Raw genomic sequence first — 13,724 nt, 5'->3', positions numbered from 1 at the left:
CCACGGAGTTCGCCCCCTACGCGGCGGTCGCCGCCGGCAACCTGCACGCCTACCGGAGCGCCCGCGACGCCGCCGCCGGCCTGCGCACCGCCCTGGAGTCGCGAGCGGTCATCGACCAGGCCAAGGGCATCCTCATGGCGCGCCACCGGCTCACCGCGGACCAGGCGTTCCAGGTCCTGGCACGGATGTCGGTGAGGTCGAACCGGAAGCTGCGCGCGGTCGCCGCCGACCTGGTCCACACCGGGCAGCTGCCCCGGGCCTGAGCCGGCCGGCACCGTGAGCCCCGCGGAGCGAGGAGTCCAGGGTCTTTGGTCCCTGTCCGGCTCGTCGCCGTCCCCCCTACGGTTCCCGCCGGGCGCTCCCCGGTGCGCTCGGGCGAGGGGTCGGGTCTGCCTGCCGCGCGGATCCGGTCCTCGTCGCAGGACGTTCCGACGGAGGGGGACGGATCGTGGGATCCCGCACGGTCACCCGGATGACGGCCGCGACGGTGCTCGCCAGCGCTCTGGTCTTCGCCGGCTCGACGCAGGCGCTCGCGGCCCCTCCCGGCGCGTCCACGACGCCCCGCGTCATCCAGAAGGACCTGCCGCACAGCGGCGAGGGCGTCCAGACCGTCGTCTACGACACGACTGCCGGGGCAGGCAGCACCGGCGGCACCATCAGCCGCAGGCCGGTCGTCCAGCTCGACCTGCCGCACAGCGGCGACGGGGACCAGGTCGTCGTCTTCGACGCGAGCGCCGGGAAGGGCGGAGCGGGCGGGGCAGGCGGTAGCGCCACGGCGGCCTCCCTCGCGGTGAACGCACCCACGGTCACCCAGACCGCCACGGCAGCTGCTGACGGCGGCACCGCCACCGCGGGCGACACCGCCACGACGGGCGCCGCGACCTCCGGTGCCACGACGGCCAGCGGAGGTGCCGGAGGCGCGGGCGGAGCCGGGGGGACGGGGAGCACGGGCGGCACGATCACGACCGGCCCGACCGTCCAGCAGGACCTGCCGCACAGCGGCAACGGCGACCAGAGCATCGTCTTCGACGCCAGCGCCGGCAACGGCGGGGACGGCGGTGCCGGCGGGGACGCCACCGCCGTCTCGGTCGCGGTGAACGCACCCACGGTCACCCAGACCGCCACGACCGTCGCCGTCGACGGCAGCGCCACCGCCGAGAACAGCGCCACCACCGGTGACGCCACGGCTGGTACCGCGACCGCCGTCGGAGGCGCCGGGGGCGACGGTGGCGACGGCGGCGCGAACAGCACCGGCGGCACGATCACCACGGGCCCGACCGTCCAGCAGGACCGGCCGCACAGCGGTGAGGGGGACCAGAGCCTCCTGTTCGACGCCAGCGCCGGCAACGGCGGGGACGGCGGCGACGGCGGGGACGCCACCGCCGTCTCGGTCGCGGTGAACGCACCCACGGTCACCCAGACCGCCACCGCCGTCGCCGTCGACGGCAGCGCCACCGCCGACGACAGCGCCACCGCCGACAACAGCGCCACCACCGGTGACGCCACGGCTGGTACCGCGACCGCCACCGGTGGTGCCGGGGGCGACGGTGGGAACGGCGGCGCGAACAGCACCGGCGGCACCGTCACCACCGGCCCGACCGTCCAGCAGTCCGCGTCCCCCGGCAGCGGGAGCGACCAGGCCGCCGTCGTCGACGCGAGCGCGGGCAACGGTGGCGACGGCGGGGACGGCGGGGACGCCACCGCGGCCTCGACGGCGGCGAACGCACCCACGGTCACCCAGACCGCCGCCGCCGTCGCCGTCGACGGCAGCGCCACCGCCGACAACACCGCCACCGCCGACAACACCGCCACCGCCGACAACACCGCCACCACCGGTGACGCGACCTCCGGTGCCGCGACCGCCACCGGCGGTGCCGGGGGCGACGGTGGGAACGGCGGCGCCGGTGCGGGCGGCGGGAACGGCGGAGGCGGCGGGGACGGCGGGGACGCGACCGCGGCCTCGGAGGTCGTGGCCGCCGACGTCGTCGACCAGGCGGCCACCGCCGCGACCGCGGCTCCCTGACGGCAGCCGGTCACCGGCGACCCGCCGGCGGCCGACGCCGTCCCCAGCCGCCGGGCAGGACCTCCGGTCAGGCGCCGACGTAGGCCGCCAGGTGCTCGCCGGTGAGGGTGGACCGGGCGGCGACCAGGTCGGCCGGGGTGCCCTCGAAGACGACCCGGCCGCCGTCGTGGCCGGCGCCCGGACCGAGGTCGACGATCCAGTCGGCATGGGCCATGACCGCCTGGTGGTGCTCGATGACGATCACCGACCGGCCGGCGTCGACGAGCCGGTCGAGCAGCGCGAGCAGGTTGGCCACGTCGGCGAGGTGCAGCCCGGTGGTGGGCTCGTCGAGGACGTAGACGTCGCCCTTCTCGGCCATCTGGGTGGCCAGCTTCAGCCGCTGCCGCTCGCCGCCGGAGAGGGTGGTGAGCGGCTGGCCGAGCGTGAGGTAGCCCAGCCCGACGTCGGCGAGCCGGTCGAGGACCGTGTGCGCGGCCGGCGTGCGCGCCTCGCCCGTGCCGAAGAACTCCTCGGCTTGCGTGACCGACATCGCGAGCACCTCGGCGATGTCGCGGCCGCCCAGCGTGTACTCGAGCACCGACGCCTGGAAGCGCCGGCCCTCGCACTCCTCGCACGGGGACTCCACCGTCGCCATCACCCCGAGCTCGGTGTAGATGACGCCGGCGCCGTTGCAGGTCGGGCAGGCGCCCTCGGAGTTGGAGCTGAACAGGGCCGGCTTGACGCCGTTGGCCTTGGCGAACGCCTTGCGGATCGGCTCGAGCAGGCCGGTGTAGGTGGCCGGGTTGCTGCGGCGCGAGCCGCGGATTGCGCCCTGGTCGACGACCACGACGCCGTCCCTCGGTGCGACGGAGCCGTGGATCAACGAGCTCTTGCCGGAGCCCGCGACTCCGGTGACCACGCAGAGGACGCCGAGCGGGACGTCGACGTCGACGTCGCGGAGGTTGTGGGTGCGCGCGCCGCGCACCTCGAGCCGCCCGGTCGGCGTCCGCACCTCCGGCTTGAGCGCCGCGCGGTAGCCGAGGTGGCGGCCGGTGAGGGTGCCGCTGGCCCGGAGCCCCTCGAGGCCGCCCTGGTAGACGACCTCGCCGCCGCCCGTGCCGGCGAGCGGACCGAGGTCGACGACGTGGTCGGCGATCGCGATCGTCTCGGGCTTGTGCTCGACGACGAGCACCGTGTTGCCCTTGTCCCGCAGCTGCAGGAGCAGGCCGTTCATCCGCTCGATGTCGTGCGGGTGCAGGCCGATGGTGGGCTCGTCGAAGACGTAGGTGACGTCGGTGAGCGACGACCCGAGGTGGCGGATCATCTTGGTGCGCTGCGCCTCCCCGCCGGACAGCGTGCCCGCGGGCCGGTCCAGGGAGAGGTAGCCCAGCCCGATCTCGGTGAACGAGTCGAGCAGGTGCTGCAGCCCGGTCAGCAGCGGGGCCACCGACGGCTCGTGCAGCGTGCGGACCCAGTCGGCCAGGTCGCTGATCTGCAGGGCGCAGAGGTCGGCGATGTTCCTGCCGCCGATCGTCGAGGACCGGGCCTCCGGGGTCAGCCGCGTGCCGTCGCACTCGGGGCAGGTCTGGAAGGTGATCACGCGCTCGACGAAGCGCCGGACGTGCGGCTGCAGCGAGTCGACGTCCTTGGACAGCATCGACTTCTGCACCCGCGGGATCACGCCCTCGTAGGTCAGGTTGACGCCCTCGACCTTGATCTTGGTCGGCGCCTCGTAGAGGAGGGAGTGCATCTCCTTCTTCGTGTACCGCCCGATCGGCTTGTCCAGGTCGAGGCCGATGCCCTGGAAGAGGCGGCCGTACCAGCCCTCCATGCTGTAGCCGGGGACCATCAGGCCGCCCTCGTTGAGCGACTTGGTCCCGTCGTAGAGCGCGGTGAGGTCGAAGTCGGAGACCGACCCCATGCCCTCGCAGCGCGGGCACATGCCGCCCAGGTAGACGACGTCGCGCACCACGGCCTTCTCGACCCGGCCCCCGGCCTTCTCGGTGCTCATCACCCCGCTCGCCCTGCGCGTCGGCACGTTGAACGAGAAGGCGGTGGGCGGACCGATGTGCGGCGTGCCGAGCCGGCTGAACAGGATGCGGAGCATCGCGTTGGCGTCGGTGGCGGTGCCGACGGTGGAGCGCGGGTTGGCGCCCATCCGCTCCTGGTCGACGATGATCGCCGTCGTCAGGCCCTCGAGCAGGTCCACCTCCGGCCGCGCCAGCGACGGCATGAAGCCCTGCACGAAGGCGCTGTAGGTCTCGTTGATCAGCCGTTGCGACTCCGCGGCGATCGTGTCGAACACCAGCGAGCTCTTGCCCGAGCCGGAGACGCCGGTGAACACCGTCAGCCGGCGCTTCGGGATCTCGAGGCTGACGTCCCGGAGGTTGTTCTCGCGCGCGCCGACCACGCGGATCAGGTCGTGGCTGTCGGCGGCGTGCTCCGCGGGGGACCGCGGATCGGTGCTCGTGACCGTGCTCATCGTGTCTCCGTCCATCGGCAGGGCCGGCGCGGGCGCCGCGACGGTCCGCTGTCTACCTGATCGGCGGGGGCGCCCGCGGGTCGGAACACCCGTCCGGCTGACGGCGGAGCGCTCAGCTCAGCTCCTGGATGCGGACCAGGTTGCCCGCGGGGTCCCGGAAGGCGCAGTCGCGCACCCCGTACGGCTGCCGGGTGGGCTCCTGGACGACGTCGGCGTCGCCGGCCTGCAGCCGCTCGAAGGTGCCGTCGAGGTCCTTCGTCGCCAGGAGGATCCACCCGTAGGTCCCCTTGGCCATCATCTCGGCGACGGTGCGGCGCTCGTCGTCGGTGATGCCCGGATCGGCGGCCGGGGGTGCCAGCAGGACGGACGTGCCGGGCTGGTCGGCGGGGCCGACGGTGATCCAGCGCATCGGGCCCGTGCCGACGTCGGTGCGCACCTCGAAGCCGAGGGTGTCGCGCCAGAAGGCCAGCGAGGCGTCCGGGTCGGTGTGCGGGAGGACGGTGGTGTGGATGGTGAGGTCCATGGCGCTCACGCTAGGAGCGGCTCGCGCGCCGGTGCTTCTCGATTCCTGACCGGTCGGGTGACCTGCTTGGCGACGCAGGCGGGCAGGCCCTCGGTGCCCTGGGCGGCCAGGCGCCGGTAGGTGCTCGGTGGCATCCCCACCAGCTCGGTGAAGCGGGTGCTGAAGGTCCCCAGCGAGGAGCAGCCGACGGCGAAGCAGACCTCGGTGACGCTGAGGTCCCCCCGCCGCAGCAGTGCCATCGCCCGCTCGACGCGCCGGGTCATCAGGTAGGCGTAGGGCGACTCGCCGTAGGCCTGCCGGAACGCGCGGCTGAGGTGCCCGGCCGACACGTGCACGCCGCGGGCGAGGGCCTCGACGTCCAGCGGCTGCGCGTACTCCCGGTCGATCCGGTCGCGGACGCGGCGGAGCCGCGCGAGGTCCTCCAGGCGCTGCGCGGCGGCGGGCCTGCTGGTCACTCCCGGGATCGTGCCACGGCGTCCGTGGCCGGTGCGCCGCCTGCAGCCGGCGGGGACGCGACGTCCACGGTCTCGTCGGCGCCGGTCCGGGCGGTCGCGGCCAGGACGCGTCCGCCGAGCAGGACGACGAGGCCGGCGAGCACGACGCCGAGCAGGGCGACGCGCAGGCTGATCGCGTCGGCGACCACGCCGATGACCGACGGGGAGAGCAGGAAACCCACGCGCAGCAGCCAGCTGACGACGGTCAGGCCGACGCCGTGCGGCAGGCCGGGCAGCTCGTCGGCGGTGTGCATGACCGCGGGGACGAGCGTCGCGACGCCGAGGCCGGCCAGCGCGAAGCCGGTGATCACCGTGCCGACGGACGGCACGGCGAGGGCGAGGCCCGTGCCGGCGGCGGTGAGCGCTCCGCCGACGCGGACGACGCGGCGCTGCCCGAAGCGGTCCACGACGCGGTCGCCGACGAGCCGGCCGGCGGTCATGGCGACCTGCAGCGCGACGAAGGCGAGCCCGCCGACGGCCGCGCCGGCCCCGACCTCACCACGCAGGTAGAGCGCGCCCCACGTCGAGCCGGCGTCCTGGACGAACGCCTCGCACGACGCCAGCACACCCAGCACGCCGAGCAGCAGGACCGTGCGGCCGGCGACGTGCCCCATCAGGGAGCGGCCGGCGGCCGGGATCGCCTCCCCGTCACCGGGGCCGGTGCGCTCGGCGTCCTCCGGACCGGCGAGGAGGAACCGGTGCGCCACCAGTGCGACGCTGCTGAACACGGCCGCGGACGCCGCCAGGTGCACGGTCAACGGCACCGACAGCCCGGCGGCGACGGACCCGAGCAGCCCGCCGACGACGGCGCCGATGCTTCACAGGCCGTGGAGGGCGTTGACGATCGAGCGGCCGTAGGCACGCTGCACCCGGAACCCGTGTGCGTTCTGGGCGACGTCGACGACCGCGTCCAGCGCCCCGACGACGAGCATCAGGGCCGCGAACGCGGCCCACGACCCGGCCAGCGGCACGCCGGCCACGGCCACGGCGAGCACGACCAGCCCGAGCGCGCCCACCGTGGCCGACCCCAGCCGCTGGATGAGCAGCGGGGCCAGCAGCCCGGCCAGCAGCGCGCCGACCGGCATGGCGGCGATCGCGCTGCCCAGTGCGGCGTTGCTCAGGTCCAGCCGGTCCTTGATGTCCGGCAGTCGCGGCACGAGGTTCGCGTAGAGGACCGCGTTGAGGAAGAAGAGCGCCGACACCGCGGCGCGCGCCTGGCGCAGGCGGTGCTCGACGACAGGGGCGGAGGGCGTGGCGGAGGGCGTGGCGGAGGGCGTGGCGGACGACATGGCGGAGGGCTCCGGAGCGGTCGGGCAGAGGGGCGCCGCGAGGCGGCGGCCGTCGGGTCAGCGGGTGATGCGGAGCAGCGCGTGGCGGACCTGCTCGGGTGTCATGGGGTCCGTGGAGAGGAACTGGTGCAGGACGAGCCCCTCGACGAGGGCGTCGAGCTCCCGGGCGGTCACCGGGTCGAAGTGCAGCTCCAGCGCTCGGCGGCTGCGCACCATCCACTCCTGGGTCACCGCGCGCAGCTGCGGGCGCCGGGCGGCAGCGACGTAGAGCTCCACCGCCAGCACCAGCGTGCGCTCGTCCCCCAGGAGGTCCTCGGTCAGGTGCGCGGCGAGCGCGTCCAACGCCGCCTGCCGGTCCGGCGCGGCGCGCATCCACTCCTCCAGCGCTCCGGCGACCTGCTCGGCGTGGACGGTGAACGCGGCGGCCAGCAGCTCGTCGATGGAGGAGAAGTGGTACGACGTCGATCCCAGCGGCACGTCGGCGGCCCGCGCGATCGCGCGGTGGGTGGCACCGGCGACGCCGTGCTCGGCGATGACGTCGAGCGCCGTGGCGACGAGCCGCGCGCGCCGGTCGGGGTCGTGACGACGTGCCCGGCGGACCGGTTCGCCGGGCGCCTCCGTCGCCGCCCCGGCGCTCGCGACCGGACCCGCCCCGGAGGTCACGGTCCGGCCTCCCGGTCGGCCTCCCGGTCGGCTTCCCGGTCGGCCCGGTCGCGGCCGGGGGGCTCGTCGATCGTGCGCACCACACGGGCCGGGTTGCCGACGGCCACGACGTTCGCCGGCAGGTCCCTCGTGACGACCGCCCCGGCTCCGACGACGGAGTTCTCCCCGATCGTCACGCCGGGCAGCACGACGACGCCGCCGCCGAGCCACACGTTGTCGCCGATGCCGATCGGCCCGGCCGCCTCCCACTCGTCGCGACGGGGGCCGGGCTCCACCGGGCGCAGCGGGGTGAGCAGCTGCACGTTCCGCCCGATCTGCACGTCGTCGCCGATGGTGACGGGGGCGACGTCCAGGGCGACGAGCCCCACGTTGACGAAGCACCGGGCCCCCACGCTGATCTGCGACCCGTGGTCGACGTACAGCGGCGGCCGGATCACCGTGCCGTCCCCGACGGCGCCGAGCAGCCGCACCAGGAGCACCCGGCGCAGCGGCTCCTGCCGCGCGGTCGTCGCGTTGTAGACCGCCGCGAGGTCCGACGCCGCGGCGCTGGTCTCGGCCAGCTCGGGGTCGTCGAAGAGGTACAGGTCCCCGGCGAGCATCCGCTCGCGCATGGTCCGCTGGTCCGGAACCTGCTGGGGCGCCATGTGGACGAGCGTCCACACCGGCGGGTCGGCCCGCGAGCGGTCGGCCGGACGGTCCGGGTCAGCGCAGGGGCAGGCCGGTGCGGTCACCCGCCGGCCGGGGGCCGTGGATCCGGCGCTCGGCGGCGGTGATGGCGACGTCGTCGATGCTGGCCTCCCGGCGCCGCATGAGGCCCTCGGCGGTGAACTCCCACTGCTCGTTGCCGTACGAGCGCCACCACTGGCCGCCCGCGTCGTGCCACTCGTACTGGAAGCGCACGGCGATGCGGTCGTCGGTGAAGGCCCACAGCTCCTTGCGCAGGGCGTAGTCCAGCTCGGTCCGCCACTTGCGCGTCAGGAACCCGACCACCGCCTCGCGTCCCGTGAGGAACTCGCTGCGGTTGCGCCACTGCGTGTCGGGTGTGTAGGCCTGCGCGACCCGCTCCGGGTCCCGGGTGTTCCATGCGTCCTCGGCGGCCTGGACCTTCTCCTCGGCGGTCGCCCGGGTGAACGGCGGCAGGGGTGGACGGGACACGTGGCCTCCAGGCGGGGGTGGCGGGGGGAGTCCGTGCAGTGTCGGCCCGCCGGGCGCCCCGCGCACGAGGAGCCCGGGCTCGCGGGGTGGCCGCGCGGACACGCCGCGCCGGCGGCGCCGTCGGGGGTCACCGCGGCTCCCCAGCAGGTCCGCACGCACGGCGGGAGCCGGACCGGTCGACTTGTGGGTGCCGGCAGCAGCGGGTCACCGGCCTGGCCGGACGCCTGCACAACGATCCGGTAATGCCGCGTCCCACCACGTGCCGCGGGGCGCGTGGCGGGGTGGCCCGGACCCCACACTTCCCTCGTCCGCGCCGCCCTCACCGGCGGCTCGCGGATGCCGTCGCACTTCCCCTGCGGTGGCCCCATGGACGGGATGAACGGTGGATCACGTGGACCTCCGCAGTACTGGACTGCGCCTCGACAGCGAGGCACGCCTGGGTTGGTGGCTGGTCGTCGAGGGCCAGGACGGCCCCGACCGGCTCGTCGCCGGCCCCTTCGAGGACCGCGCCGGGGCCGGCTGGGCCGCCGCGGCGCGGGACGAGGACGACGAGCCGGTGCGACCGGTGTACGGCGTCCGGCGCCCCGACGGCGGGCTGCACCGCCGGCCCTCGCCGCAGGAGCTGGCGTGGCTCGGCCACCTCGGCGACCAGCTCGACCGGCTGCCCGAGGACTGGGACGCCGGCCTCGCCGACGACGACCCGCTGGCCACCCTGCTGGTCGAGGTCACCGCGGTGCTGGCCGAGGTCGGCCTGCCGCTGTGGGACGCCACCGGCGCCGACGGCGCGCTGGGCGGCGTCTGCCTGAGCGCCGAGCCGGCCCTGGACGGCGTCGTCGTCGGCTGGCGCCAGCACGACCGGATGAGCGTCGAGCAGCTGCACGGCACCGACACCGACAGCGCCGTGCAGCAGGTGATGAACGTGGCCCTGGCCGACGTGCTCTGGCTGCGCGGGTTCGAGGTCGACGCCCTCGGCGGCGGGGCGAGCGGCTCCGTCGTCCGCTGCGCCGCCTGACCGCGATGAGCACGTCCACCCTCTCCCTCGCGCGCCGGCCGTTCCGCGTCCCGTCCTCCACCGCCGAGGACGGCCTCGGTCTGGCCGGCCTGCTCGACCTGCTCGGCATCGACCCCGCCGACACCGAGCTCCCCGACGGCGCAGAGCTCTCCGACGGCGCAGAGCTCCCCGCCGGCGTCGCGCCCTCCGGCGGCGCGGCTGCCCTCCGCCCCGCCGACCTGCTCGCACGGACGCGCGCCGCGCTGCACCGGGCGGCCGACTGGGGTGCCGGCCCACAGCGCTCCTGGTGCGCCTGGTGACCCCGCCGGTCCCCGCCGGCGGCGCCGAGCTGCTCGTGTGGCCGGTCGTCGCCGTCGTGGGGTTCCTCGCGCTGGCCGGGCTGGTGGTGGTGCTGGGCCGCAGCTCGACGGCCCGCTACGAGTTCGAGCGCAACGCCGTCCGGCAGCAGCGGCCGCACGACGCCGACGGCCGGACCGGGCCGGCCACCGGGCCCGGCACCGCGACCGGGATCCGCGTGCCGGCCGTGCCCGCGGGCCCCGGCGCCGCGGCGGCGCCCTCGGGCGCCGTGGCGCCGGGCCGCCCGGCGGCCCGGACCGCGGTGGGCCTGGCGACGCACCCGGCTCCCCACCCGGCCACCCACCCCGCCGGACGGCAGCTGGGGGCGGGGAGCGGGGCGACGGCGTGGTGGCTGGTCGACTCCGCGGAGGACCGGCCCGGGCAGCACGCGGTGGCCGGGCCCTTCGCCGCCCGGGCCGACGCCCTCTGCACGGCCCTGGCCACCGGGCTCGACGGGTCCGTCCGCGCGGTGCACGGCGTCCTGCGCGCAGACGGCACGGTGGTCCGGCGGATCTCGGCGCAGGACTCCGCCTGGCTGGCCCACCTCGGGGACCAGCTCGACCGGCTGCCGGAGGACTGGGACACCGGCCTCGCCGAGGAGGACCCGCTGGCCGGCCTGGTGGTCGAGGTCGCCGCCGCGCTGACCGAGGCCGGCCTCCCGCTGTGGGACGCCACCGGCCCCGACGGCGCGCTGGGCGGCGTCTGCCTGAGCGCCGAGCCGGCCCTGGACGGCATCGTCGTCGCCTGGCGCCAGCACGACCGGATGAGCGTCGACCAGGTGTACGGCGCCGACGTGGACGTCGACGTCCAGCAGGTCCTGAACGCCGCGCTGGCCGACGTCCTCGCCGTCCGCGGCTTCGACGCCGAGCCTCTCGGCGGCGCGGCCAGCGGCTGCCTCGTCCGCGGCGCCGGCTGACCCGGCCCGCCCGCGGGCGACCGCCCGCGGGCCCACGAGGTCACGATCGAGGACGGACCGGCCTCACCCTCCGGCGGGAGGGCGGGTCAAGTCCGTCCGCAACCCTGTCGAAGGACGAGCCATGGCACGCACGCGGACCCGCCGCACCCGGCACCGGGGGACCGCCCTCTGGTGTCACCTCACCGCACTGGTGGCCGTCCCGCTGGCCGGCGTCGGCGTCCTGACGTCGCTCATCGCCGTGCACACCAGCGGGGACGTGGACAGCGCCCGGCGCGCCGAGGCGGCCGTGCGGGCCATCGCCTCCCTCGACGCGGTCCGGACCGCGGCGGAGCAGGAGATCCTGCCGACGCTCGCGCTGGCCGTGATCGACGACCCGGCCGCCGCCACCGCGCTGCGGGTCACGCCGTGGATGCTGACGGCCGCGCGCGGCATGGCGGTCGACGGCGCCGTCGAGGCGCGCACGGCCACCGACGCCGCGCTGGCCGCCGTGCCCGCCGGCTCGCTCGGCGCCCCCGTCGCCGAGCACGTGGCCGCGGACCTGGCCGCCCTGCGGGCCGACAGCGACGCCGGTCAGGTGCGCCTCGAGCAGCTGTACCTCGGTTACCTCGACGTCTCCAACGACGTGATGACCGCCGAGCGCGCCGCGGCCGCCGCCGCCGTCTCCGAGGGCGTGCCGGCCCGGACGGCGCGGGCCGTCCAGGACGTGCTGACCATCGCCACCCTGGCGCAGGACGCCACCCGGCAGACGCCCCTGTACCTCGGCTCGCTGTTCGCCCCCGACGGCGCCCTCATCGGCTCGCGCCTGGCGTGGGAGACCGGCTGGCTCTCCTACACCGACGCGCAGCGGCAGATGGAGGAGCTGTCCCAGGAGTCGCTGCACGCCGCGTGGGTGCAGCTGCGGGACTCCGAGCTCGTGACCCAGCTCGACGCGCTGGTCACGCCCGCGACCACGGCCGGCGAGCTGACCGCCGACGTCGGCCGCCTGACCGACCTGCTGTTCCGCACCGCCGACCGCGACGCCGCGCTGGCCGGGCTGGTCGGGACCGCCGTCGACAACGTGCGCGCGCTGGCCGCGGCCGACCGCGAGGACGCCGCCGCGGTCCTGCGGCGGACGGTCGAGCTCGGCCTCGGCCTGCTGCTGGTGGCGGCGCTCGGCGCCGTGTGGCTCGGCCGGACCGTGTCGCGCTCACTCGGGCTGCTCGCCGGCCAGGCCACCCGGATCAGCGAGGGCGAGCTGGTCGAGGTCGAGGTGCACGGGCCGCGCGAGGTGCGCACCGTGTCGGCCGCCCTCGGCGCGGCCGTCGCCGGCCTGCGCCGGATCCAGGACCAGGCCCAGGCGGTCGCCCGCGGGGACCTCGACGACGCCCTGCTCGACCAGCCGCTGCCCGGCCCGCTGGGCGAGGTCGTGCACGCCTCGATCCGCCAGATCGTCACCTCGGTCCGCCAGCGCGAGGAGCTGCAGTTCGCGCTGGCCCACCGGGCCACGCACGACCCGCTGACCGAGCTGCCCAACCGCGCCCAGGCGCTGACCCTGGTCACCTCCGCGCTGCACCGGGCCCGCCGCTCGGGGGACATGACCGGTCTGCTCTTCGTCGACCTCGACGGGTTCAAGGCGGTCAACGACGGCCACGGCCACGCCGCCGGCGACACCGTGCTGCGCGAGGTCGCCGCCCGGATGCGCGCGATGGTCCGCCAGGGCGACGTCGTCTGCCGCCTCGGCGGGGACGAGTTCGTCGTCCTGGTGGAGCCGGTCGAGACCGAGCGGGACCTCATGGACCTCGCCGAGCGCCTCATCGCCGGGCTCAGCGAGCCGATCGAGGTGGGCGGGCTGGTGCAGATCGGCGCCAGCGTCGGCGTCGCGGTCAGCCGGGACGGCGGCGCCGACGCCGACGCGCTGTTCGCCGAGGCCGACACCGCCGCCTACCGCGCCAAGCAGCACGGCCGCGGCCGGGCGGAGATCTTCGACGACGCCCTGCGCCGGCAGCTCGCCACGCGCGCCGCGACCGAGACGGCGATCGCCGCGGCGCTCACCGACGGCGGGATGCGGCTGGTCTACCAGCCCGTGCTCGACGTCACCGACCAGCACCTGCGCGGCTACGAGGCGCTGGTGCGCTGGGTGCGCGCCGACGGCACCGTCGTCCCGCCGGACGAGTTCATCCCCGTCGCCGAGAGCTCGAGCCTCATCTGCGACCTCGACCGCTGGGTGCTGCACGAGGCCACCCGGCAGCTCGCCGCCTGGCGGGCCGCGACGCCGGCCGTCCCGGGTGCCGCCGAGCCGACCATGGCGGTCAACGTCTCCGGCCGGCACCTGACCGACCGGCGCGTCGTGGCCGACGTCGCCGACGCGCTGGCCGCCTCCGGGCTGCCGCCGCGCCTGCTGGTCCTCGAGGTCACCGAGACGGTCCTGGTCGACGACCCGGTCGCCATGACGCACCTGGCCGAGCTGCGGGCCACGGGCGTGTCCATCGCCATCGACGACTTCGGCACCGGCTACACCTCGATCGGGCAGCTGCGGCACATGCCGGTCGACACGCTCAAGATCGACCGCAGCTTCGTGGCCTCGCCCGACCCCGGCCAGCGGGAGCTCGTGGGCCTGATCATCAGCGCGGCGCACACCTTCGGCCTCGACGTCGTCGCCGAGGGCGTGGAGGAGCCGGCCCAGCTCGAGCGGCTGCGCACCCAGGCGTGCGACCTCGCGCAGGGCTACCTGCTGCACCGCCCGCTCCCGGCCGACGTCGCCGGCGCGCTGATGGGCGCGCTGCCGGAGGCCACCCCGGCGTCCTGACCTGCGGGGAGCCCTCCCGTTGACCGGGCCGGTTGCGCGCGGCAGCCTGCTGTCCCCGAGCCGGACG

14 protein-coding genes are annotated in these 13,724 nt (G+C 75.9%); 6 read left to right on the top strand and 8 right to left on the bottom strand.

Annotated features, from left to right (window positions below; all coding sequences use genetic code 11):
• Positions 1 to 134 precede the first annotated feature (134 nt).
• Together ACWIZO_RS04525 and ACWIZO_RS04520 are read left to right on the top strand one after the other, a co-directional pair.
• Complete coding sequence (locus ACWIZO_RS04525; protein ID WP_448641328.1) at positions 135 to 263, top strand: ANTAR domain-containing protein; 129 nt, start codon at positions 135 to 137, stop codon at positions 261 to 263.
• A gap of 209 nt (positions 264 to 472) precedes the next feature.
• On the top strand, positions 473 to 2,023 hold the full coding sequence (locus ACWIZO_RS04520; RefSeq protein WP_448641327.1) for a hypothetical protein: 1,551 nt from the start codon (positions 473 to 475) through the stop codon (positions 2,021 to 2,023).
• 67 nt (positions 2,024 to 2,090) lie between these two features.
• Here the strand turns inward: ACWIZO_RS04520 and ACWIZO_RS04515 are convergent, their stop codons facing one another.
• The 8 genes from ACWIZO_RS04515 to ACWIZO_RS04480 all read right to left on the bottom strand — a co-directional run bounded on the left by ACWIZO_RS04515 (position 2,091) and on the right by ACWIZO_RS04480 (position 8,608).
• Entirely contained in the window at positions 2,091 to 4,484 is a 2,394-nt protein-coding gene (locus ACWIZO_RS04515) for an ATP-binding cassette domain-containing protein (RefSeq protein ID WP_448641326.1), read from the bottom strand.
• 112 nt (positions 4,485 to 4,596) lie between these two features.
• Positions 4,597 to 5,007 (bottom strand): VOC family protein, encoded by a 411-nt coding sequence (locus tag ACWIZO_RS04510; RefSeq protein WP_448641325.1) that lies wholly within the window; start codon positions 5,005 to 5,007, stop codon positions 4,597 to 4,599.
• Between the two features lie 5 nt (positions 5,008 to 5,012).
• Positions 5,013 to 5,462, bottom strand: a complete 450-nt coding sequence (locus ACWIZO_RS04505) for a helix-turn-helix transcriptional regulator (protein ID WP_448641324.1) — start codon at positions 5,460 to 5,462, stop codon at positions 5,013 to 5,015.
• Positions 5,459 to 6,229, bottom strand: a complete 771-nt coding sequence (locus tag ACWIZO_RS04500) for an MFS transporter (RefSeq protein ID WP_448641323.1) — start codon at positions 6,227 to 6,229, stop codon at positions 5,459 to 5,461. Before ACWIZO_RS04500 ends, ACWIZO_RS04505 begins: the two co-directional genes overlap by 4 nt.
• A 90-nt stretch (positions 6,230 to 6,319) precedes the next feature.
• Positions 6,320 to 6,790 (bottom strand): hypothetical protein, encoded by a 471-nt coding sequence (locus ACWIZO_RS04495; protein ID WP_448641322.1) that lies wholly within the window; start codon positions 6,788 to 6,790, stop codon positions 6,320 to 6,322.
• A 57-nt stretch (positions 6,791 to 6,847) separates the two neighbouring features.
• Positions 6,848 to 7,453 (bottom strand): TetR/AcrR family transcriptional regulator, encoded by a 606-nt coding sequence (locus ACWIZO_RS04490; RefSeq protein WP_448641321.1) that lies wholly within the window; start codon positions 7,451 to 7,453, stop codon positions 6,848 to 6,850.
• Entirely contained in the window at positions 7,450 to 8,097 is a 648-nt protein-coding gene (locus ACWIZO_RS04485; protein ID WP_448641320.1) for a sugar O-acetyltransferase, read from the bottom strand. The genes ACWIZO_RS04490 and ACWIZO_RS04485 overlap by 4 nt, the downstream gene beginning before the upstream one ends.
• A 58-nt stretch (positions 8,098 to 8,155) precedes the next feature.
• Positions 8,156 to 8,608: a nuclear transport factor 2 family protein gene (locus tag ACWIZO_RS04480; RefSeq protein WP_448641319.1), complete on the bottom strand. Its 453-nt coding sequence runs from the start codon at positions 8,606 to 8,608 to the stop codon at positions 8,156 to 8,158.
• A 391-nt stretch (positions 8,609 to 8,999) separates the two neighbouring features.
• On the opposite strand from ACWIZO_RS04480, the gene ACWIZO_RS04475 reads away from it, so the two are divergent.
• The 4 genes from ACWIZO_RS04475 (at position 9,000) to ACWIZO_RS04460 (ending at position 13,657) form a co-directional block, all read left to right on the top strand.
• Positions 9,000 to 9,620 carry a hypothetical protein gene (locus tag ACWIZO_RS04475; protein ID WP_448641318.1) on the top strand — a complete coding sequence of 207 codons (621 nt, stop codon included), beginning with the start codon at positions 9,000 to 9,002 and terminating at the stop codon, positions 9,618 to 9,620.
• 5 nt (positions 9,621 to 9,625) lie between these two features.
• On the top strand, positions 9,626 to 9,919 hold the full coding sequence (locus ACWIZO_RS04470) for a hypothetical protein (protein WP_448641317.1): 294 nt from the start codon (positions 9,626 to 9,628) through the stop codon (positions 9,917 to 9,919).
• Complete coding sequence (locus ACWIZO_RS04465; protein ID WP_448641316.1) at positions 9,916 to 10,872, top strand: hypothetical protein; 957 nt, start codon at positions 9,916 to 9,918, stop codon at positions 10,870 to 10,872. Before ACWIZO_RS04470 ends, ACWIZO_RS04465 begins: the two co-directional genes overlap by 4 nt.
• A gap of 121 nt (positions 10,873 to 10,993) precedes the next feature.
• The gene (locus ACWIZO_RS04460) at positions 10,994 to 13,657 is read left to right on the top strand and encodes a putative bifunctional diguanylate cyclase/phosphodiesterase (protein ID WP_448641315.1); all 2,664 of its coding nucleotides are present in this window, start codon (positions 10,994 to 10,996) and stop codon (positions 13,655 to 13,657) included.
• Positions 13,658 to 13,724 lie beyond the last annotated feature (67 nt).

It is taken from the genome of Geodermatophilus sp. URMC 63 (assembly GCF_053502565.1).
This window is presented reverse-complemented; position numbering and strand designations above follow the sequence as displayed.

Bases quoted from the DNA above. Each gene is read 5' to 3' on its own strand.
- ACWIZO_RS04460 (WP_448641315.1), top strand. From the start codon at position 10,994: ATGGCACGCACGCGGACCCGCCGCACCCGGCACCGGGGGACCGCCCTC.
- ACWIZO_RS04525 (WP_448641328.1), top strand. From the start codon at position 135: ATGGCGCGCCACCGGCTCACCGCGGACCAGGCGTTCCAGGTCCTGGCA.
- ACWIZO_RS04515 (WP_448641326.1), bottom strand. From the start codon at position 4,484: ATGAGCACGGTCACGAGCACCGATCCGCGGTCCCCCGCGGAGCACGCC.
- ACWIZO_RS04510 (WP_448641325.1), bottom strand. From the start codon at position 5,007: ATGGACCTCACCATCCACACCACCGTCCTCCCGCACACCGACCCGGAC.
- ACWIZO_RS04520 (WP_448641327.1), top strand. From the start codon at position 473: ATGACGGCCGCGACGGTGCTCGCCAGCGCTCTGGTCTTCGCCGGCTCG.
- ACWIZO_RS04495 (WP_448641322.1), bottom strand. From the start codon at position 6,790: ATGTCGTCCGCCACGCCCTCCGCCACGCCCTCCGCCACGCCCTCCGCC.
- ACWIZO_RS04485 (WP_448641320.1), bottom strand. From the start codon at position 8,097: ATGGCGCCCCAGCAGGTTCCGGACCAGCGGACCATGCGCGAGCGGATG.
- ACWIZO_RS04470 (WP_448641317.1), top strand. From the start codon at position 9,626: ATGAGCACGTCCACCCTCTCCCTCGCGCGCCGGCCGTTCCGCGTCCCG.